The sequence below is a fragment of the Streptomyces actinomycinicus genome (genome assembly GCF_016741775.1).
GTDB classification, from domain to species: domain Bacteria; phylum Actinomycetota; class Actinomycetes; order Streptomycetales; family Streptomycetaceae; genus Streptomyces; species Streptomyces actinomycinicus.
In genome coordinates this window covers 117,140-136,627 of sequence record NZ_JAERRK010000025.1, presented here as the reverse complement: position 1 = coordinate 136,627, position 19,488 = coordinate 117,140, and the positions used below count along the sequence as shown (strand labels likewise).

Annotated in this window: 17 protein-coding genes; 2 read left to right on the top strand and 15 right to left on the bottom strand. The window is 70.5% G+C overall.

All coding sequences use genetic code 11. The features are described 5' to 3' along the window. Positions 1 to 159: 159 nt before the first annotated feature. From JK359_RS33690 to JK359_RS33655, 8 genes are all read right to left on the bottom strand, one after another. Complete coding sequence (locus JK359_RS33690; protein ID WP_201843406.1) at positions 160 to 1,224, bottom strand: DUF6292 family protein; 1,065 nt, start codon at positions 1,222 to 1,224, stop codon at positions 160 to 162. A 64-nt stretch (positions 1,225 to 1,288) separates the two neighbouring features. Continuing rightward, on the bottom strand, positions 1,289 to 1,567 hold the full coding sequence (locus tag JK359_RS33685; protein ID WP_201843405.1) for a hypothetical protein: 279 nt from the start codon (positions 1,565 to 1,567) through the stop codon (positions 1,289 to 1,291). 394 nt (positions 1,568 to 1,961) lie between these two features. After that, the gene (locus tag JK359_RS33680; RefSeq protein WP_201843404.1) at positions 1,962 to 2,801 is read right to left on the bottom strand and encodes a hypothetical protein; all 840 of its coding nucleotides are present in this window, start codon (positions 2,799 to 2,801) and stop codon (positions 1,962 to 1,964) included. Positions 2,802 to 2,998: 197 nt separating this feature from the next. Beyond that, positions 2,999 to 6,382, bottom strand: coding sequence for a hypothetical protein (locus tag JK359_RS33675; RefSeq protein ID WP_201843403.1), 3,384 nt, complete (start codon positions 6,380 to 6,382; stop codon positions 2,999 to 3,001). Between the two features lie 827 nt (positions 6,383 to 7,209). Further along, a complete protein-coding gene (gene ku / locus JK359_RS33670; protein ID WP_201843402.1) occupies positions 7,210 to 8,145 on the bottom strand; it encodes a non-homologous end joining protein Ku in 936 nt (311 codons plus the stop codon). Positions 8,146 to 8,670: 525 nt separating this feature from the next. Next, positions 8,671 to 9,228 (bottom strand): hypothetical protein, encoded by a 558-nt coding sequence (locus tag JK359_RS33665; protein WP_307788394.1) that lies wholly within the window; start codon positions 9,226 to 9,228, stop codon positions 8,671 to 8,673. A gap of 68 nt (positions 9,229 to 9,296) precedes the next feature. Next, positions 9,297 to 10,286, bottom strand: coding sequence for a DNA polymerase Y family protein (locus tag JK359_RS33660; protein ID WP_201843400.1), 990 nt, complete (start codon positions 10,284 to 10,286; stop codon positions 9,297 to 9,299). Between the two features lie 5 nt (positions 10,287 to 10,291). Then, positions 10,292 to 13,732, bottom strand: a complete 3,441-nt coding sequence (locus JK359_RS33655; protein ID WP_201843399.1) for a DNA polymerase III subunit alpha — start codon at positions 13,730 to 13,732, stop codon at positions 10,292 to 10,294. A gap of 372 nt (positions 13,733 to 14,104) precedes the next feature. Here JK359_RS33655 and JK359_RS33650 point away from each other — a divergent pair, with 372 nt between their 5' ends. Further along, on the top strand, positions 14,105 to 15,739 hold the full coding sequence (locus JK359_RS33650; protein ID WP_201843398.1) for a 3'-5' exonuclease: 1,635 nt from the start codon (positions 14,105 to 14,107) through the stop codon (positions 15,737 to 15,739). Positions 15,740 to 15,796: 57 nt separating this feature from the next. On the opposite strand, the gene JK359_RS33645 is transcribed toward JK359_RS33650, so the two are convergent. Continuing rightward, complete coding sequence (locus tag JK359_RS33645; protein ID WP_201843397.1) at positions 15,797 to 16,069, bottom strand: hypothetical protein; 273 nt, start codon at positions 16,067 to 16,069, stop codon at positions 15,797 to 15,799. A gap of 181 nt (positions 16,070 to 16,250) precedes the next feature. Between JK359_RS33645 and JK359_RS33640 the strand changes: the two genes are divergently transcribed. Continuing rightward, positions 16,251 to 16,550, top strand: coding sequence for a DUF6300 family protein (locus JK359_RS33640; RefSeq protein WP_201843396.1), 300 nt, complete (start codon positions 16,251 to 16,253; stop codon positions 16,548 to 16,550). 47 nt (positions 16,551 to 16,597) lie between these two features. On the opposite strand, the gene JK359_RS33635 is transcribed toward JK359_RS33640, so the two are convergent. The 6 genes from JK359_RS33635 to JK359_RS33610 form a co-directional block, all read right to left on the bottom strand. Further along, entirely contained in the window at positions 16,598 to 16,978 is a 381-nt protein-coding gene (locus JK359_RS33635; protein ID WP_201843395.1) for a toxin Doc, read from the bottom strand. 3 nt (positions 16,979 to 16,981) lie between these two features. After that, positions 16,982 to 17,233: an antitoxin MazE7 gene (locus JK359_RS33630; RefSeq protein WP_201843394.1), complete on the bottom strand. Its 252-nt coding sequence runs from the start codon at positions 17,231 to 17,233 to the stop codon at positions 16,982 to 16,984. Between the two features lie 125 nt (positions 17,234 to 17,358). Beyond that, positions 17,359 to 17,868 carry a GNAT family N-acetyltransferase gene (locus tag JK359_RS33625; RefSeq protein ID WP_201843393.1) on the bottom strand — a complete coding sequence of 170 codons (510 nt, stop codon included), beginning with the start codon at positions 17,866 to 17,868 and terminating at the stop codon, positions 17,359 to 17,361. Further along, positions 17,865 to 18,284, bottom strand: a complete 420-nt coding sequence (locus tag JK359_RS33620; protein WP_201843392.1) for an arsenate reductase ArsC — start codon at positions 18,282 to 18,284, stop codon at positions 17,865 to 17,867. The genes JK359_RS33625 and JK359_RS33620 overlap by 4 nt, the downstream gene beginning before the upstream one ends. After that, positions 18,284 to 19,051 carry an aquaporin gene (locus tag JK359_RS33615; RefSeq protein ID WP_201843391.1) on the bottom strand — a complete coding sequence of 256 codons (768 nt, stop codon included), beginning with the start codon at positions 19,049 to 19,051 and terminating at the stop codon, positions 18,284 to 18,286. The genes JK359_RS33620 and JK359_RS33615 overlap by 1 nt, the downstream gene beginning before the upstream one ends. After that, the gene (locus JK359_RS33610) at positions 19,048 to 19,434 is read right to left on the bottom strand and encodes an ArsR/SmtB family transcription factor (RefSeq protein WP_201843390.1); all 387 of its coding nucleotides are present in this window, start codon (positions 19,432 to 19,434) and stop codon (positions 19,048 to 19,050) included. Before JK359_RS33610 ends, JK359_RS33615 begins: the two co-directional genes overlap by 4 nt. Positions 19,435 to 19,488 lie beyond the last annotated feature (54 nt).

The window sequence follows — 19,488 nt, the reverse complement described above, 5'->3', positions numbered from 1 at the left end:
CAATACCGCACTAACATCACCAGCGGGAGGCGAATGCCCCTGTTTTCCAGGCGAATTGGCACGCCAGCCGACACTGGCTACGTGAAGCGGCCCGGACATCGAAACGATGTCCGGGCCGCGGGCCGAGGTTGTCGTGTCACGCGTTTTCTTGCCGGCGGGTCAGCCCTGCAGGGTGCCTCCGGCCGGGTGGACGGTCTTGGGATGCCTGGTGCCGTGCCGGTGGTCGGTGAGCGCGGCCAGCAGCTCGGAGGGTTCGGGCTGCTGGTGCTCGCTGAGGTAGCGGATGCCTTCGCCCTCCGGCGGGGTGCCGGTCTCCTTGCCGATCGGGTGCCGCCGGCTGACTGCAGTACGCCAGCCGTAGCGCTCGTCCCACACGAGGGCGGGCGCGCCGGATCCGCTCAGCGCCACGGCCGCGGCGAGCACGTCGCCCTCCAGTCGCTGCACCCGGACGTCCTGCGCCTGGGCCAGGCCTGCGCCGACCAGGACGTCGGCGACGCGCTGCAGGTACGGCTGGACCTGGCGGGCGCGCAGTTCGGTGGCGGCGCTGGCAAGGGCTGTGCGCTGCACCGCGGTGGGGTAGCGGAGCCGGGTGGCGGCCTCCTCGGGGGTCAGGTCCGGTTCGGCCTGCACCAGGTCGGCGATCCGCTCCCCGCGCAGCCGGGGCAGGGCGCGCGCGGCCGCGGCGTAGGACAGGCCGACGCGCTCCTGGACGGTTGCGAGGGTCACCGCCGGATCCTCGTCGAGCAGGTCGCCGACCCGGGCGGAGATCTCGTCGCGCGGCACCATATCCCCGCTGCCCTTCGGCCTGCCCTTGGGTCCGGTATCGGTGCCGGCGTCCTTGCCGGTGCGGAAGGCCTGCACGATGCCGCGCGGGCAGTGCTCCACGCCCTTGACCTTGGTCAGGTGGGGGGCGATCTGGGGGTGTGTCTTGTAGTCGTCCCAGGTCTTGGGAGTGATGCCTAGCTCGTGGGCGGCTTCGTTGCGGTCGAGGAGGTCCTGCTCGTCGTCCTCCTGCGGCAGTTCGGGGACGGGGCGGCCGGCCAGGTGGGCAGCGGTCTGCTCGCTGTCCCACAGCTTCACCCGCGCCCCGTCGGAGCTGATCAGGGGCGGGAAGGTCTCGTCGGCGTAGGGCTTCTTGTTGCGGAAGGTGCCGATCGTCACGCCCATGGCAGCGGCGAGCTCTTCGCTGTTCTGGGCGTACTTCCGGCGTCCGGCGCGGATCATCACTCACTCCTGGTCGGTTGTGCAGGGCGCCGGCGTCGGCGTTGCGGGCAGGGCGGGGCGGGGGTTATGCCGTGGGGGTGGGCGTTCCGGCGGCGGTGGCACGCCAATGGGTTTCGACGGTGCGGGCGGCAGCGCCGTACCGGTCCTGAGCGGTGCCGGTCCGCGCGTCCTGGACCCCCTGCAGGCTCTCGAGCAGCACCGGCGCATCCAGGAATCGGCAGGCCGGCGCGTCGACGAAGCGAGCGCCGAGGTCCTCCAGGACCCGATCGTTGTGTCGCACCTCAAGGGCGGCGCCGCGGCGGCGGGCGCGGCGTAACACGGCGGCACGTGCGCGGTGCAGCATGAGGGAACTCCTTGACGACGCTGATGACTTCGGTGCGGGTGCGGTTGCCACAACGCACCCAACGAAAGAAAGTTACCGGACTTGCATCATCGCGGGCAAGGAGGCGTTCTTCGTGCCTGTCGCACCGCTACACTCAAAGGGCGACGCAACCCGTGCGGGTCACTTCCTGTCCTCAAGCGGTGTGTGTCTTCGGTTGGCCGGTGCCCTTGCCACCCGCTTCGGCGGATTGGGCGCCGGCCGCTTTCTTTGTCCGCGGCCGGCCGGCCGTCCCTGCAACGTAAGGTGCCCCGCCGACGGGGGAGAGGCGGGGCAGGATCAGTGTCGCAGCCCAAGCCCCGCCCCGGGCGGGATTCGTCGCACCCGTGCTTCCCAATGGCCGAGTCCGTGCGCTCGTTCAGCCCTCCTGCTGCCGGCCGAGGACGGCGGCGAGCCGGGCACGCTGCTGCTCTTCCTCGGTCATGACCTCGGCGAGGATTTCGCGGTCGATGTAGCCGTCGACAGCCTCCATCACCAGACGCTTGAGTTCGGCCGGTTCCAGTGCCTCGACCTCCCACTGCACGGGACGGTCGAGATCGAAGCCGTAGCGGCGGGCGAACCCCGGCCAGCGCGGATCGTCCCTCTTCCCTTCGGCCGGCGGCAGCTGGTACTCGCGCACCTGCCCGTCCGTCAGCAGCACTCGCTCCACCCGTTCCCAGCAGTCGGTGCGCTGCACCCAGTCGCGTTCGATGTCGGATCCGCTGGCGTCGAAGTCGCCGATGTAGAGCAGCGCCGCCGGCCGGGGATCGCTGCGCGCGCGGTCTCGGACGACGTCGGCGTAGGACTGGCTGCCGAAGCCGCGCACCACGAGGACGGGGATGCTGTACTCGGCGAGCCACCCGGTCAGCAGCTGGCGCAGCGTGTCCTTCTCGGCCGCCACGTACAGAGCCCACTCCTGCCCGCGGGTGCGGTCCAGGCGGAACCACTGGGGCATGTCCGCCACGAACGCGTCGGCGTCCGGCCAGGCCGGCGGAACGTGCACTTCGCGGATCGTGTCGATGAGGTCCGGGAACAGCCCGTCGCGGCGGGCCTGGGCGAGCCGGGAGGACAGCCTGCAGTAGGTGGGTGCGGTGTTCGGCAAGAGCCCCTCGGCGACCAGCCGGTACATGACCTGTCGTACGGTGACGCCGCCGTCGTAGCCCTCCACGATGTCGCGGGCCCGGTCGATGATGTCCTGCCACTTGATGCGCGCACCCATTCAGTACATGTACCAATCCCTGCCGCCCCGTGGTCAACTCCGTTTCTCTGAGTGCCCATCCGCACCTCGCTGGTCCCACTCTCGTGAACCCACCGGTCTGCCGCCCCGGTCCGGCAGTGCTCGGGGCCCCTTGCCCGGGAGCCGGCCGCCGAGCAGCGGGCCCCCGCCCGAGGACGGGGGCCAGGAGGACCGGCCTGTCAGCTCGCGAGCGGTACATGTACCGATTCGGAGCGCCCCTCGTCCGCGGGCTGGTGGTCACGCTTGGCGGAGTGGGCCCGCATGCCGATCAGGACCGTGCCCGCCATGCCGGTCGTGGCGACCGTTTCGAAGCCGCCGGCGCTGCGGTGACGCACGCTCCACACCGGCCCGGTCAGGGTCGGCTGCCAAGTCAGTTCGTAGCGGTGTCCTTCCTTGCTGACCACGTCCCACCATCCCCGCTGGACGGGGACGATGCGCTCCCCTGCCTCCACCTCGGGCGTGGCCGGGTCCGGCCCGTAGGTCGCGTCCACCCACGCGAGGTAGGCCGGGGTCGGGGCGATCCGTGCACGCATGGTGTCCCCTCGCGTCCCGTGGGCCGTCCAGGCGCTGGTGACGGTCCACCCGTGCTTTTCCACCAGGGCAGTAAGGGTGGCCCGGTCGACGGACAGCGGAGTGCGGTAGCTCCCGCCGATGGTCTGCGGCCTCCACAGGTGGTCATCGTGCGTGGTGTCGCACGTCCCGCACACCCAGGCCAGCACCGCCCTTCCTGTGATCGGCGAGACGTAGAGTTCCGCAGCCACGGGACGATGCTTCTCCTCCGTCCGACGGGCGATAGCCAGGCGCTCTTCCGCAGTCAGCCGTACGGGGGCCTGCCGCCGCTGCCCCTGCAACCGGTAGGCCGCGCGCCGCTGTTCCTGCTCGACACGGCGGCGGTCCGCTTCCAGGGCGGCACTGCGGCGGCGGTCAGCCCGGACGATCGCGCGAACGTCGTCCATGCCGACCCAGCCTCCCAGGTCGACGTCGGCGCCGCCGACGGTCCGACGCACCGTGTAGGGCAGCACCGCATCAGGGGCGTGATAGACGCGGTACTCCTCCCCCGCGCAAGACAGCGTCGCGCTCCGGTAGTTGGTGCCCGGGGTGGTGGCCCACTGGGCCACGGCCGGACGGACAGCGTACGGGTCCAGGCCGGGCCGCTCCGCCACAAGGCAGGCGCGCGGCGCCTCGACGGCGGGCACGGCGCCGCCCTCGCCCTCCCACGCGTCCACGCTGCACGGGTCGCTCACGAGGTCAGGGAGTGCCGGGGTGACGTCAACGGCCGGAGCGGTACATGTACCCATTTCCGGAGAGGGGTCGGTGCCGACGGGCTCAGCACCCGATCCAGCGTCCGGCGCGCTGGGCCGGTCGACGCCGATGCACGCCCCGCCCTCGCCCTCCCACGCGTCCACGCTGCACGGGTCGCTGATCACGTCCGCCGGACGCTGCCCGTACGCCGCGGCGACCGCCTTGCGCGCGGCCTCCCCAGCGCGGTGAATCTCGCCGACGCTCGCGCCCGACTCCTCCGCCTCCCTGCGCGCTGCCCGCGCGGCCCGGATAACCTCACCGGCCGGAGCCTTGACCGGCGCCGGACCAGCCTCGGGCAGACGGCGCCCTACCCACGTGTAGCACTCGGCGCACACGTACCCGCGCCCCGTGTGCAGCGTCGCCGCGTACAGCGCCACACCGACCGTGAAGCAGCGCGGGCAGTACTGACGGCCCGTAGCCATAGCCTTTTCCTCCGCCGGGCACAGGCGCGGGCCACTGCCGATCAAAGCCGTGATGATCACGTGGCCGCAGTAGGCGCACTCGATGCCGTACAGCGTGTTCCGGTCGCAGCGGGGGCAGTGCTCACCTGCCTGAACCTCCGCCGGAGCGTCGGCAGGCTCGGAAGTCTCCGCCGGTACCTCCGCCGGGGCAGGCTCGACAGTGTCGGCAGGCTCCGCCGGAGCGTCAGCAGGCTCAACGCCCGGGACGTAGCCACCCTCCGACTCCCATCCCTCAACCGGGTCACCGGTCGTGGCTACCACATCAAACAGACCGTCCGACGCGCACTCCGGGGCGATCACCTCAACGTCCGCGTTCCCCTGCTGAGTCGCCACGAACGCGTATGTGCTCTTGCGGCGCGAGCCGTGCACGAACGGCAGGCACACTGCCTCATCACGCCGCGCCCGACGGCCGTCAACTGTCGCCACCACTACCGCCGAGCACTCACCCCGGTCGCCGTTCCACTTCCCGGAGCTCACACGGTTCGCCCACACCTGCCCGGTGTAGCGGACCCCGTCGACAGTCCAGGCCAGCATCGCGCCCGGGGCGTAGTCCTTAGGCGCGAACGCTTTACGCGGCGCGGGCTTGCCCGACCACATCTGAACCTTCGCGGGCTTGAACACGGGGTGCCCGTCGGCACGCTTGACGATCTCCCCGGACAGTTCCCGCGCACGCTTGTGGAACCCGTCGCGCGCTTCCTGGTGTGCCTCATCCGGCACGGTGTGCAGCGTGAATCGGGCGCGCCCGTCCGCCGACTCGATGTTCAGTCGCGCGCCCCCGCCTGTGACGTAGGCGCGACCGTGCGCGCCTACACTGACCAGGGGACCGACATGGTCCGGGGTGCCTTCCGGGCACGTGTCGGGAGTCTGCGCGTGGCCCGACTCGCCGTTCAGGAAGTCGGCGCGGGTGTCCGCTGCGAGCCGCGACAGGTGATCATCGGAGGCAACACGCCCGTTCGCGTCGACGACCTTCCAGCGCTTGACGGGCTTAGGTGCGCCGTACGCGATACGGCCGACCACCGACACGGCCGGCGTGAAGCTGTACTCGGCCACGCTGTAGGGCGCGCAGAACGGGGCCTCAGCGTCTGCCGGAACGTCCGGGGTGTCGACGTCCGCGACGGGCGCCGGAACGGGCGCGGGCTCCGCCACGGCGGCAGTCTCTGCCGCCTTACGGGCGTGGCCCTCGGCGATCACCTCGGCAGCCGGTCGGAACGGCGTAGCCACGACCACGGGCGCGTCCGCCGTCATGGCCACATCCGCCGACCACTCAATCCCGTGCTCAGACCGCACGGCGTACGCCACATTGTGAGTACCCGAACGGCCGTCGGACACGATCGTGAACCCCTCACGGCGAACGGCGTCCGGGGTCACAACAGCGCCACACGAACACTCGAACCCGTACCCCCCGCGCGTCGCGTGGTGGATCTGCCGACGGCAGATGCCCGCCTTACGCCCCCCGAACCGCGTTACCGCGTACCGACCGTTGTGCCGCACCGGTTCCAGGATCACAAGCCCGTCCGGGCGCACATCCGCGATGTTCTTCCGCGCGTACGTCGCCACCGGGCCCCGAGTCTTGTAGCCCTCCCGCCCCGGGATGATCCACCGGCCGTCAAGGGTCACCAGGCTGTACCGCTCCGTCGCGGGGTTGTACACGGAGTACGCAACCGCGCGACGCGTCATGCTCAGTCCCTGCCGCTCCGGGTGCAGGTCGGCATCCGAGGCAAGGATGATGCGCGCGTCCGTAAGGCCGTGCCCTTCCATGGCGTTGCCGGCGGGAGTGGTGATCATGACCGCGTGCGACATAGGGGAGTCCTCCGTGGTGAGGGGTGCGTGGCTTCGGTGTTGGGGGCCGTGCCACCGACCAACCAACGAGACAAAGATACCGCACTTTCATCACTTAACGGAAGTGATTCCCGGGCACTTTCTTGAGAATCTCCGCTGGTCAGCGGCTCGCGCGACGCCACGCGCGCGTGCGCGCGCACCCGCCCGCCGCGCCCCCTGAGCGGGCCGACGGCGGACCCAGCGGCAGCCCTGGCCGGCCGGGCACCGGCGGGACGAGCGGACGAAGCCTGGATGGGCTGAACTCTGGGCTGTGCTGGCCTGTGCTGAACTAAATCCTCTTCCTCCGACTTACGCGGAGAAAGAGGTGTCGGTAAGGGCGAGTGGCTTGCCCATGGGGGGTGAGCTGGGAGAACGCCGGATCTGCGCGGAGGGGTGCTGCAACTCTCGGTGCAACTCTCGGTGCAACGGTGCAGCCCACTGTCCAGGCAACGGTGGGGCCCACTAAGGAAGCAACTGCCTCCGGCCGGCCGGCGGAGCAGCACACCGGTTGCCGAGGACCCGTACGCCGCACCCCACGCTGCCTGGCATCAACGCGGCTAGGTAGCCGGCTGCTCCTTGGCGCGGCAGGCCGGGCAGACGAGCTGGGCGTTGTTGCCGTACCGAACTGTGAGTCCCTGGCACCGCGCGCATGGGCCGATTTGATCGGGCCTGCAGCCGAGCATGATCGCTGCCGATGCAGGGTCAGTCGAGGGATCGATGCGTCTGACGGAGTCGTTCATACATCCGAATCTACGTCGGTGAACCAGAGAGCCCCGTCACCGCGGCCGTGTCCCTACGCCTGCCGCACCTCAGGCGCTCTTCGGCTTCCGCCCTGTCGCCTTCTTCGCGGTCGCCTTCTTCGCGGTCGCCTTCTTGGCTTCGGCCTTCTTGGTCGCCGGCTTCTTCGCGGCCGTCTTCTTCGGCTTCGGCAGCTCGTGCACCTCGGCCGGGCCGGTGCCCTCACCGCGGGACGCCTTAACCTTCTGCACCGACTCGTTCAGCGCGGCCATCAAGTCGAGCACTTGGGCCGGCTGCTCCGGCTCGGGCGCCTCAGGGAGCGGCTTCTCCTCGCGCTTGGCCTCGATGATCTGGGCCATGGCCTCGGTGTACCGGTCCTCAAAGTCGGGGCCCACCAACTCATCCACCGTCATCGTGTCCATGAGGGCGAGCGCGCCCTCGATCTCCTGCTCCGACACCTCAACCGGCGGCGGCAACAGCTCGGCGGGGTCGCGGATCTCGTCCGGCCAGCGCATGGCGTGGAGGACCAGGACGTCGTCGCGGACGCGGAGCAGTCCCAGTCTCTCCCGACCGGACCAGGCGTACTTCGCGACGGCCACCTTGCTGGAGCGGCCGAGGGCCTGGACGAGGAGCTTGTACGGCTTGGCCGCGACCGGGCTGGACGGCTGGAGGTAGTAGCCCTCGGCGATCTTCAGCGGGTCGATGGACTCCAGGGGCACGAAGGCGTCGATCTCGATGGCCTTCGCTGTCGGCAGCGGGAGGTTGCTGAGATCCTCGTCGGTGATGGGGATGACCTGGGTCTTCGACAGCTCGTAGCCCTTGCCGATCTCGGACTGGTCGACCTCGCGGTCCTCCAGCTCACAGACCTTGCGGTACCGCACTCGGCCCATGTCCTCGAGGTGGTATTGGTGGAACCTGATGCTGTGGTCCTCGGTCGCGCCAACCACGTTGATCGGCACGCTGACCAGGCCGAAGCTGATCGCACCGCTCCAGATGGTTCGGGGCATGGGTGACCTCCGCGGTAGCCCCGAGCATCACCAGCTGTAGGGTCTCAGTTTTCGTGTCATTTTCTCCGCCGCAGTCTCACGCCGACGTCATGTCGCTGGTCAGCGGCTTGCATCGAACAGAAGAGCTGAGGAAATGACGCGGCCTCTGAGACTCCGGCGGATGACATCGCGTGAGACACCATGAGAAGCCGAGGTCAGAGCCCCGGCAGATGACACGGTCCGCGAGGACCTACACCAGCGTACGAATACCTCTACCGTCCCGCATGCGCTCTCGAGGTCCACGCCGCCCCTGAGTACATGGTCGGCACGCCGGCTGTCGTCGTGTACCCGCCGGCCGAGGACGGCGGGTCCGTGTCGGCAGCGTCGTCACGCCAACGACGTTTGAGATGCCGCCCGCCACCGACCGTCGGCTGAGGGCGGATCACTCGGTGGGCAAGCCGCCCCCTGAGCCGGGGCAAGCTCTGCCGCTCGAGGGTGGGCAAGCCTGTCCCGGGCGCTGCGGCCGGGGACAGCAGAGCGGGTCGTTCAGTGGCGGGTGACGGTGAAGCCGGTGCTGTTCAAGGCGCTGGTCCACACGTCTCGGTCGAACCACTTGGTGATGTCGGGCTGCATCTGTGTGAGGGTGCGCATGCGGGCCTCCCAGTCGTGGCCGGAGGGGCCGCGGCTGCCGTCGCATCCCTGGCAGCCGTCTTCTCCGTGGATGTGGCCGGCCATCCACGCATTGACGGCGACGTTGATGATGACGGCGTACAGGTCTCCGCCGGTTTGAGCCAGGGCGTCCGGCACGCCCGCCAGGATCAGGGCCAACTCGGGGTTGCCCTGGGGCGGCAGGGGTGCTTGCCCGACCTCTTCGTCGGTCCCGTCTTCGAATTCCCGCACGCTCTGGGCAAGGCTGTCGGCGAGTGCGGAGGCGTCGAAGTACCTCCAGGCTGAGCGCACCTGGATGCGGAGCTGGTTGGCCACCGCCTGGACGTTCCGTTCGATGGTGTCCTCCACCGTCGCCGGCGTGAGGGTCACACCCCGGCGGGCCAGTTCGGCGAGAGTCTGCGCTACAGCTTCTTTGAACGCTTTGGTGTTCCGCACCACCGCATCGTAGGGGTGGGGGCTTGCCCGGGAAGCGGGGAAGTGGTGCGCGGCCGGGCGTTGAGCGGTCAGGGTGAGGGGGCCAGGGAGGCCGGGAAGACGGCGTCGGGTCCGAAGCGGGCGCGGGCGGCGTCGGCCGCCTGCTCGATGCGGCGTGCTTTGTCGTCGCTCGCGTCGAGGAGGAGCTGGTGGTGGGCGGCGGTTGCGGGGCGCAGTGCGGAGGCGCGCAGGGTGATGGTGCGCACGCGGGCGCGCTGGAGGCCGAGGTGGTCGTAGATGCGGTGGGCGGCGTGGGTGAGGGCGGCGGAGTGGTTGGTGGCTTCGGGCAGGGTGCGGGTGCGGGTGGTGTGGGAGCGGTCGGCGTAGCGGACGTCGAGGGTGAGGGTGCCGGCAGCGTCGTGGGTGTGGCGGAGGCCCGTGCCGAGTTGTTCGGCCAGGGCGAGGATGGCGCGGCGGTGCTGGCCGGGGTCGAGTTCGTCGTGGGTGAAGTCGTGGCGGGCGGTGCGGGAGGCGGGGGCGGTGCCTGGGGTGACGGGGCGGGGGTCGTGGCCTCGGGCTCGGTCGGCGATCTCTCGGCCGGTGGTCTTGCCGAGGAGGCGCTGCAGGGTGAGCAGTGGGGTGTCGGCGAGGGCGCCGATGGTGTGCAGGCCATGCCGGGTCAGGAGGGTGGCGGTGGCGGGGCCGATGCCGGGCAGGGCATGGACGGGGCGGGGGCTGAGGAACGCGGCGATCGCGTCCGGGGTGGGGTCAATGATGGTGATGCGGCCGGGTGGGGTGGCGTCGGCGGCCATGGCGGCGATGAGGATCGAGTTGCCGCCGCCGATGGTGGTCTGGGTGCCGTACAGGGCGGCGGCTCGGAGCGCGATGAGCTGGGCCAGGTCGCGAGGATGGCGGTCGAAGTACTTCAGCGCGCCGGTGATGTCGTGGTCGGCGGCGGTCGGGGGCTGGGCCTGCCAGCGGGGGGAGATCCCGTCGAGGACGGTCAGCAGCTGGTGGTAGAGGTCCTCGTTGCCGCTGTGGTGGAAGTGGATGCGCAGGATGGCGCGCTCGTGGGTCATGGTGCTCACCCGGCGCTTCCGGGGCTGGTGTGGCCGAGTTTGGTGAGGTCGGCGGCGCGCTGCCCGGCGGGCTGGAGGTCGGCCCACGGGTGGAGGGCGGCGCCGGTTTCGTGGGTGATGGTGCGGCGCGGTTCGGTGCGCGGGGCCGGTGGCACGTCGGCGTCGACGCCGAGGAGGCGCTGGACGGCTTCGGGGCCGTGGTCGCGGCGGGCGGCGGCGAGTTGCTCGAGGTCCCAGACCATCGAGCCGGTGACGGTGTTGCGTTCGCCGCGGCGCTGGACGATTCCGCGGACGAGGAGGAGTCCGCTGTGGAAGATCGTGTGAGCGCAGGCCTGGTGGGAGTCTTCGAAGAAGGCCAGGTCCACGAGGCCTGAGCCGTCTTCGAGGGTGACGAAGATGATCCGTTTCCCCGAGCGGATGGGCGGGGTCTGGGTGGAGGCGCGGACGCCGGCGACGAGGACCTGCTGGCCGGGGCGCAGTCGCTTCAGGTGGGCGGCGTCGGTGGCGCCGAGTTCACGCAGCAGCTGATGGTGGTGGTCCATCAGGTGGCGGCTGACGTCGACGCCGAGGATGTGCAGTTCCGCGTTGAGGGCTTCGCGGCTGGTCATCTCGGGCAGCCCGGACGGGGTGGCGGCGTGCTGGTCGGTGAGGGCGATGGGGAGTTGTCCGTCGCCGAGGGGGCGGCCGCGGTACTGGCGGTGCAGTTCGGTGATCTGCAGCAGCAGGTCGCGGCGGGTCAGGTTGCCGCGCAGGCTGTCGAGGACACCGGCCTGGGCGAGGCGTTCGGCCGTGGGCCGGTTGGGGCGGGCGCGCTGCCACAGGTCGGACAGCGAGGCGTAGGGCTGGCCGGCGGCGATGCGCTCGGCCTCGTCAGTGTGGATGCCGCGGACACCGGAGAGGGCGAGGCGGACCGCCCAGGTGCCGTCGGGAGCGCGTTCGACGGTGTGGGTGACCTTGGAGTGGTTGACGTCGACGGGCAGGACCGCGACGCCGCGACGGCGAGCGTCTTGGATCAGGACCCGCTTGGGCCACATGCCGGGGTCGTGTTCGAGGAGGCCGGCCAGCAAGAACGCCGGGTAATGGGCTTTGAGCCAGGCTGACTGAAGGGCGGGGACGGCGAAGGCAACGGCGTGGGCGCGGCAGAAGCCGTATGCCCCGAACGCTTCGATGATCTTCCAGACGTGGGTGAGGACGTCGGGGGTGTAGCCGCGGGCGGCGGCGGTGCGGTGGAACCAGTCCCGTAGGCGGGGCAGCCGGTCGGGGTCGGCGAGGCAGCGGCGGGCGACTTCGGCCAGGGCGCGGTCGCAGCCGGTGAGCGTGGCGATGATCTCGATGATCTGTTCGTGCCAGATGACGACCCCGTAGGTATCGGCGAGTACCGGCTCGAGGTCGGGGTGGGGGTAGGTGGGGGCGGCGCCGTGTCGGGCGGCGATGTACTGCTCGGGCATGCCGCCGGCGACTGGGCCGGGGCGGAAGAGGCTGATGTCGGCGATGACGTCGGCGACGTTGCGGGGCTGCAGCCTCGACAGGAGGTCCTGCTGGCCAGGTGACTCGAGTTGAAAGAGGCCCAGGGTCTGGGCGTCCTGGATGAGCTTGAACGCGAAGTGGTCGTCCAGGGGGACCTGTTGGGGGTCGTCGAGGTCGATGCCTTGGCCGGTGACGCGCTCGATCTCGGTGATGGCGTGGGCCATCGCGGACTGCATCCGTACGCCGAGCACGTCCAGCTTGATCAGCCCCAGATCCTCGACGCCTTCCTTCGGCATCTGGACCATGGGGTAGCCGCCGGGGGTGGGCTGGACGGGCAGCCGGTTAAGGAGGGTGGCGTCGGACACGATGACGCCGCACGGGTGCATGGCCAGGCCGCGCGGGAGGGCATCGAGGCCTTCGGCGAGTTCGAACAGCAGCCGGTAGCGGCCGGCCTCCTGAGCGAGCTGGCGTAGTTCGGGTAGTTCGGCGAGCGCTGCGGTGATGTCGGCGGCCCGGATATGCGGGAAAGACTTGGCGATCCGGTCGACCTCGTGCGGAGCGATCCCGAGGGCCAGGCCCGTGTCGCGCAGGGCGTGGCGGGCACGGTAGGTCTCCGGCATGCCGGTGACTGCGACGCGCTCGGTGCCGAACCGTTCGATGATGCGGTCGTAGACCTCAAGCCGGCGGGCGGACTCGACGTCGATGTCGATGTCCGGCAGGCTCGCGCGGCGCACCGACAGGAAGCGCTCGAAGAGCAGATTGAAGTCCAGCGGATTCGCGGTGGCGATACCGAGCGTGTGGTTGACCATGCTGCCAGCGCCGGAGCCGCGAGCGGCGACCCGGATCCCGAGCTCGCGGACGTCGGCGACGACCTGGGCGACGGTGAGGAAGTAGGTGTCGTATTTGAGCATGCGGATGACCGCGAGCTCTTCCTCCAGGCGCTGGCGGGCGCGGGGGTCGCGGTCGAGGCCGCGGCGGATGAGGCCGGCCTCGGCGCGCTCGCGCAGCAGGCGGGCGGCGTGCTCGGGCCCTCCGGTGGCGCCGACGACGGCGGGTTCGGGGAAGTGAGGCCGGCCCAGACCGAGATCCTGCACGGGGTCGACGGCGCAGGCGTCGGCCGTGGCGGCAGTGTCGGCCAGCAGGCGGGCCGCGCGGTCGTCGCCGTGGCCGGCGGCCGCGGCGATCCGGCGGGCGATCTCGCCCATGGCGGCCGGGTCCTTCAGCCAGCGCTCGCCGGAGTCGAGGTGCCGGCGGTCGATGGGACGCAGCAGGCGGGCGGCGTCCAGGACGTCGGCGAGGCGGTGCTGGTCGGCATCGGCATAGCGGACGGCGTTGGTCAGCACGGCCGGGATGCCCAGCTGGTCGGCGAGGGTGAGGGTGCGGGCGGCCAGGCGCAGTGAGCCGGGCCCGGTACCGGGGAGGCCGAGCCAGCAGGTTTCCAGACGCAGCTGAATGCCGGGCAGCTGCCGCCAGGAGGCGAGGAGGTGTTCGGCGAGATCGCCTCGGCCGGCGGCCAGGGCGCGGACGGGTTCGGAGGCGGGGCCGAGCAGGACGGTCAGCCCCTCCCCCGCATGCTGCTGCAGGTCGTCCCAGGTCAGCAGGGGCAGGCCGTCGCCGTGGGCGTGGGCAGCGGAGGTCAGCCGACACAGCCGGGCCCAGCCGGTGCGGGACTGGGCGAGCAGGACGACGCGGTGGGGCGGCTCGTACACGTGGGCGCCGCCGCGGACCGGGGTACGCAGTCGCTGCACGGGGGCCGGAGAGAGCGAGGCGACGGCCAGGTTGATGCCGAAGATCGGCCGGATGCCGTGTTCGAGCGCGGCCTGCGCGAACCGGACGGCGCCGGTGACAGCGTCGCGGTCGGTCAGGGCCAGGGCGGTCATGCCGCGTTCGGCGACGCGCTGGACGAGCTGCTCGGGGTGGGCGGCGCCGAAGCGGGTGGAGAACCCGGAGACGGCGTTGAGGTGGGTAAACCCGCCCATGGCGCGCCTCCCATCTCCTACCCCCTTCGGCCCGCTGCGTGATGCACCGCTCCCCCTGATTTCGAATCTTTGTTCGAACATCGTAGCGCGTGAGATCCCAGGTCACGAGTGGGGCGGGCGAGCTTCACCCGTTCGCGGGACGTACACCGTCCGCCCTGCGTGACCACCCAGCCCTCCCCTCGCCGCCACGGGGAGGGGGCCGCCAGGCTCGGGAGACGGCTCCAGCCGGGTGAACTTTTCCCTCGCGTACGCGTGCACAGTTCTAAGCGCTTCGCCCTAACTAACCCACTTTCAACAGTTATTGACAGCTTTTCAGATGCTCTGTCATGTTCTGTTCCGCGACAACGGAGTGACCAGGAGAAGGGACACGTGATGGGACGACGCAAGGGATTCGGCCCCGTCCAGCTGGCCAACCACGCGGGCCTGGCCCAGTGGCAGGTCGAGCGGGGGCAGCCCAAGGGACTCATTCCGGCACCGGCCCTGGACTCAGGCCGGTGGTCGGATGAGCAGGCTGACGACGTCCAGGCGCGCCGCGACCAGATCGTCGAAGTGCTCGGCACGCACCCCGGCTACGGCGCAAAACGCGGGGCGCAGATGCTGGCGCAGGCACCGGATCTCCTCGATCGGAAGCTGGAGGTGTGGGCGTGCGACGTCGAGCAGCTGGCTGAGCAGGGCCTGCTGGAGTGCGTCGGCGAGTTCGGGGACTATCCGCTGTATGACGAGCGGCAGCTGACCTCGCCCACGCCACAGATGTGCGCGGCGCTCGAGCAGATCGTGGCCGAGCGGGTCGCTTGGCTTCATGCCTCGGCTCGCGCGGATGAAGCCGCCGGCCGGTGCGGCTGGGAGGTGGCCGAGTTCGAGAAGGCCGCCGAGGAGCAGGACATCCGGCCTGGCCGGTTCGGCCGGTGGGCGCTTGAAGACGTCGAGCGGCTCGCCGGCAACGAGGACCTGGGGGCGGACATCCTGGCCGCGCGGATGCTGGGCCCGGAGCTGGCGGCGCAGCACCTGGAGATCCGGCGCCGGGACCTGGATTACTGCATCGAGGCCGGATGGCTGGCACCGGTCAGCCACGTGCGCCGCACGGTGTGGTCGGGTGGCCGCGGCCACCAGAAGGTCGTCGATGTGCCGATGTACCGGGTCGGGGACCTGGACGCGCTCAAGGACATTCCCGGGGTGGACTGGGAGGCGGTGCGGGCGACGAAGCCCGGCCGGCCGTCCCCGTTGCGGGCCTTTGCCCAGCTGGCGCCGCAGCGGGCCGCCGTCGTCCGCGCGTTCGTCGACGAGCTGCGCGAGAGGTTCGGCCTGCCGGTCTGGACGCGCTTCGCCAACCTCGACAACCGCTGGCTGATCGACTGGGAGCCGGGCCTGGACGGCAGCCCGTCACGAGACGACGTCGCCGCGCTGCTCGCCCGCAACCCGGTCGCATCCCGCTTCACGGACGGCATCCAGTTGCTCAGCGCGCAGGGCAAGGCCATCCACTGGGCGCGGCGGATGCTGCAGCCGGGCGTGGCCTGCGTGCTGGACACCGAGACGCACGACCTGTGGGGCCAAGTCATGGAGGTCGCTGTGGTCGATGCGGCCACCGGCGAGGTGCTGCTGGAGAGCCTGGTCAACCCGCAGATCCCGGTGACCGAGGATGCTTTTGACGTTCACCGGATCAGTGACGCGATGGTCGCGGACGCGCCGACCTGGGACCAGGTGCTGCCGGACGTACTGCGCGTCACCGCCGGGCGGAAGATCCTTGCCTACAACGCGGAGTATGACAAGACGGTCATCGTGGACGACTGTCTGCGGGTGGAGGCGGATCCACAGCACCTGCGGGCGAAGGATCAGTGGGGGTGCATCATGCGTCGGCGCTCCGACTGGGAGGGTGTACGCGATTTCCTGCCGCTGGGCGGCAGGCACCGTGCCCTTGGCGATGCGTGTGCCGCGCTGGAGATGCTCACGTCCCTGGCCTCAGCCCCGGAGTGGGTGCTGGAGCGTGCGCAGGAGAAGGTAAGCGCCTGAGCCGGCGCCGTACGACGCGGGAACCAGGGGTTCGAGCCCGGTTCGGAGGTCGCCTCGCTAGTCGTTGGCGGGCCCCTCTGGGCCGGGATCGCGCGCCGGAATCTTGCTCCGGCAGTTCTTACATTCGACGGTCTGGGGCAGCGTCGTGAAGCGGATCCCGGAGATGCCGTAGGAGCCGTCGATGCGGTAGCTGCCGCAGATCGGGCAAGGCGTGGCCTGGAAGTCCTTGCCACATCGCAGGCACCGGCCGTGCTTCACCTCGCCGTCGCCTGCTTCGATCAGGGTGTCGGCGCTTCCGCACCGTGCACAGTGCACGTCGAGGTCGTCCACCGTCCTCCTTCGCTTCTGTTGCCAGGGAGACATGCAACCAGGTGCCGGCGGGTTCCGCGATGCGCTTCCTCTTCTCGTCAGAGGCAGCCGTCTTCAAGCGGTGTCTCTGCTGACCCAGGGGTTGACGCGGTACATCAGCAGGTCTTGGGTGGAGCTCATGTTTTAGGCAAGGGGGCTCCATATGCACCGAGTTGTGCGATCCGAGCGGCTACCGCAGTGCTCACGATGCCACGGGAAGCTGATCACAAGCGCGGTGATGCCGAAGGACGACGAAGAGGGTCGCCCAATCCACCTGGAGCTGTGCGAGGCCTGCGACCCGGACAAGCCGGCGGCCGGCGCACTGATCCGGTTCTTCGCCGAGGGCGGCGGTCAGGACCTCTCCAGGGCCAAGGAGGGTGCGCAGCTGCTCTGGGACTGGACGCGGGAGGGGATGGCCGCCCACGGCTGGTTCTGGGAAGAGACGGCGTCCGGCCAGACCTGAGCAGCAGCACCTCGGGGAGCCAGCGTCCGGGCGGGTGCATCGCCCGGTCAGCCGTTACTGCTCCATGAGCGCAGGCGGTCGGCGATGTCGTAGACGGTGAGCCGTAGAGCGCGGATGTCGGTGATCAGGTCCCGCCACGGTTCGAAGGAGTCGTCGATCTCCTCCCCGGAGGCCCGGATGTACGCCACCGCCACGCCATACCCGAAGTACGCGTTGCGGGCCGGCAACGGGCGCAGCAAGACGAGCTGCTCCAGCAGGGCGGCCGCCCGCCAGTAGGCGTCGGGCTCGCCCACGTCCAGCTGTGGGGTGTTCACCCGGTGCCGAGCGACGGCGGCCACCAGGCCCGAGTAGTCCCGAACCCCGAGTTCCTTGCCGAGCAGTTCCTCCTGTCGATCAAGGAGCCATCGGATGTCGATATGCAGTTCCAAGGGTCAGGCCGCCCGCCCTGCAGTGTTTCGCCGGGCCAGGGCGTCGTCAGGGAAGGCCTCGTCGAACGCTTCTGCCAGGCCGGGCCGGGCGATGATCTCGCGGAACACGGCCGTCGCCTTACTCAGCTTGATCTGGTTCTCTTCCTCTATGGCCAGCTCGGCCAGGTAGGCGCGCACGCTCTGTCCGCGGGCTGCGGCGACCGCAGCGAACCGGTCCCTGGTCTCGGAGTCGACCTTCACGGTGGTGTCAGCCATACCCCGAGTATGCACCCATGGGTACCTTTGCGAATACCAGTCAGGGAACTGTGACTGAGCACGCTAGTTGGCCCGTGTGCGTGATAGCTGGCCGCGGGAGAACCATGGCCTGAGCGCGCGGACGGTTAGCGGATCACGGGGCTACGGCGTTCGACGAGGACGACGTCGCGCCATATGCCGTGGTGGCGGCCGATGCGTTCGCGGGTGCCGATGATGCGGAAGCCGGCGCGTTGGTGGAGGGCGAGGCTGGCGGTGTTCTCGGGGAAGATGCCGGACTGCACCGTCCAGATGCCGGCGGCGTCGGTTGAGGCGAGCAGGGCGGTCAGCAGGGCCAGGCCCACCCTGCGCCCGCGGGCGTTGGGGTGGACGTAGACGGAGTGCTCGACGACGCCGGCGTACGCGCACCGGTCGGAGACCGGCACCACGGCGGCCCACCCCAGGACCTGGTCGCCCTGGTTGAGGGCGACCAGGCGGTGGGCGGGCAGCTTGGCGCTGTCGAACGCCTCCCATGCCGGGGCGGTGGCCTCGAAGGTGGCGTTCCCCTCGTCGATGCCCAGCCGGTAGATCGCCAGGACCTGCTCGGCGTGCTCCGGCCGCATCGGCGCGATGCGCACGCCGGTCTCTGTGGGCGTCATGCTGCGGGCTCGATGCCGAGTTCGGTGAGCAGGCCGCGGATGCGGCGTTCGATCTCGTCGCGGATCGGCCGGACGGCCGCGACGCCCTGTCCGGCCGGGTCTTCGAGCTGCCAGTCCAGGTACCGCTTGCCGGGGAAGTAGGGGCAGGCGTCGCCGCAGCCCATGGTGATCACGACGTCCGAGGACTGCACCGCCTCGGTGGTGAGGACCTTCGGGGTCTCGGCGGAGATGTCGATGCCGGACTCGTGCATGGCCTCGACCACGGCCGGGTTCACGGTGTCGGCGGGGGCGGAGCCTGCGGAGCGCACCTGGACGCGGGTACCGCCGAGGTGGGTGAGGAAGGCGGCGGCCATCTGGGACCGGCCGGCGTTGTGCACGCAGACGAACAGCACGGAGGGAACGGCGGAGGTGTTCATCAGGCCAGGGCGCTTTCTTCGGTGGAACGGGTGGTGGGCTGCTGCCCGGCGTGGGAGACGACGACCTCGTCCTCGCCCGCGGTGGCCGGGCGGCCGAAGGAGACGGCGACCAGGCCGAGGCCGGCGGCGGCGCCGATCAGCTGGGCGGCGAGGAAGGGCAGCACGGAGGTGGGGGCGATGCCGGCGAAGGTGTCGGTGAACGCCCGGCCGATGGTGACGGCCGGGTTGGCGAAGGACGTGGAGGAGGTGAACCAGTACGCCGCGCCGATGTAGGCGGCGACCAGTAGTGGTGCCAGGTGCGCGCGGCTCGCGCGGGCCAGGCCGAAGATGAGCCAGACCAGCCCGGCGGTGGCCACGACCTCCGCCAGCCACAGGTGCCCGGCCCACCGCTCGTGGGTGGAGAAGGCCACCAGCGGCTTGCCGAACATCGCGTCGGCCAGCACCGCCCCGGCGATCGCCCCGGCCACCTGGGCGGGCACGTACGCGGCGACCTCACGCAGGTTGGGGCCGTCGCCGGTGCGCCGGCCGGTGAACCAGGCGGCCAGGGTGACCGCGGGGTTGAAGTGCGCTCCGGACACCGGGCCCAGGAAGGCGATGAGCACGCCGAGCCCGAAGACGGTGGCCAGGGAGTTGGCCAGCAGCTGCGTCCCGACGTCGTGGGTCAGTTCGGTGGCCTGGATCCCGGAGCCGACCACCACCGCGACCAGCGCGGCCGTCCCCAGCCCTTCGACCACTGCTCGCCGCACCAGCGGCGCGGGCGCGGTCACGCCGGGGCCTTCGCGGACACGGCGGGAATCTCCAGCAGGGCGGACAGCTTCGCCAGGGCCTCGGGGAGCACCCAGTAGTACACCCAGGTTCCGCGCCGCTCGGAGCCGACCAGCCCGGCCTCCCGCAGCACCTTCAGGTGGTGGGAGATCGTCGGCTGGGACACGCCGAAGGGGCCGATGAGGTCGCACACGCACGCCTCGCCGCCCTCGTGCGAGGCGATCAGCGACAGCAGTCGCAGCCGGATCGGGTCCGACAGTGCCTTGAACATCCGCGACAGCTCCGCCGCGGCCTCCTCGCCCAGGGGCTCGCGGACCATCGGTGCGCAGCACGCCGCCGCTTCGTCGTCCTGTTCGAGCACTGGCAGGCCAGCTTGTTTCGACATTTCTCTATGTTGACAGTCATCTAATCCGGTGGCAAGGTCGACTGTATCGACAGA

Bases quoted from the DNA above. Each gene is read 5' to 3' on its own strand.
- JK359_RS33690 (WP_201843406.1), bottom strand. From the start codon at position 1,224: ATGATCCGCGCCGGACGCCGGAAGTACGCCCAGAACAGCGAAGAGCTC.
- JK359_RS33655 (WP_201843399.1), bottom strand. From the start codon at position 13,732: ATGGGCGGGTTTACCCACCTCAACGCCGTCTCCGGGTTCTCCACCCGC.
- JK359_RS33610 (WP_201843390.1), bottom strand. From the start codon at position 19,434: ATGTCGAAACAAGCTGGCCTGCCAGTGCTCGAACAGGACGACGAAGCG.
- JK359_RS33675 (WP_201843403.1), bottom strand. From the start codon at position 6,382: ATGTCGCACGCGGTCATGATCACCACTCCCGCCGGCAACGCCATGGAA.
- JK359_RS33660 (WP_201843400.1), bottom strand. From the start codon at position 10,286: ATGACCCACGAGCGCGCCATCCTGCGCATCCACTTCCACCACAGCGGC.
- ku (WP_201843402.1), bottom strand. From the start codon at position 8,145: ATGCCCCGAACCATCTGGAGCGGTGCGATCAGCTTCGGCCTGGTCAGC.
- JK359_RS33680 (WP_201843404.1), bottom strand. From the start codon at position 2,801: ATGGGTGCGCGCATCAAGTGGCAGGACATCATCGACCGGGCCCGCGAC.
- JK359_RS33685 (WP_201843405.1), bottom strand. From the start codon at position 1,567: ATGCTGCACCGCGCACGTGCCGCCGTGTTACGCCGCGCCCGCCGCCGC.
- JK359_RS33630 (WP_201843394.1), bottom strand. From the start codon at position 17,233: ATGGCTGACACCACCGTGAAGGTCGACTCCGAGACCAGGGACCGGTTC.
- JK359_RS33650 (WP_201843398.1), top strand. From the start codon at position 14,105: ATGGGACGACGCAAGGGATTCGGCCCCGTCCAGCTGGCCAACCACGCG.
- JK359_RS33640 (WP_201843396.1), top strand. From the start codon at position 16,251: ATGCACCGAGTTGTGCGATCCGAGCGGCTACCGCAGTGCTCACGATGC.
- JK359_RS33625 (WP_201843393.1), bottom strand. From the start codon at position 17,868: ATGACGCCCACAGAGACCGGCGTGCGCATCGCGCCGATGCGGCCGGAG.
- JK359_RS33620 (WP_201843392.1), bottom strand. From the start codon at position 18,284: ATGAACACCTCCGCCGTTCCCTCCGTGCTGTTCGTCTGCGTGCACAAC.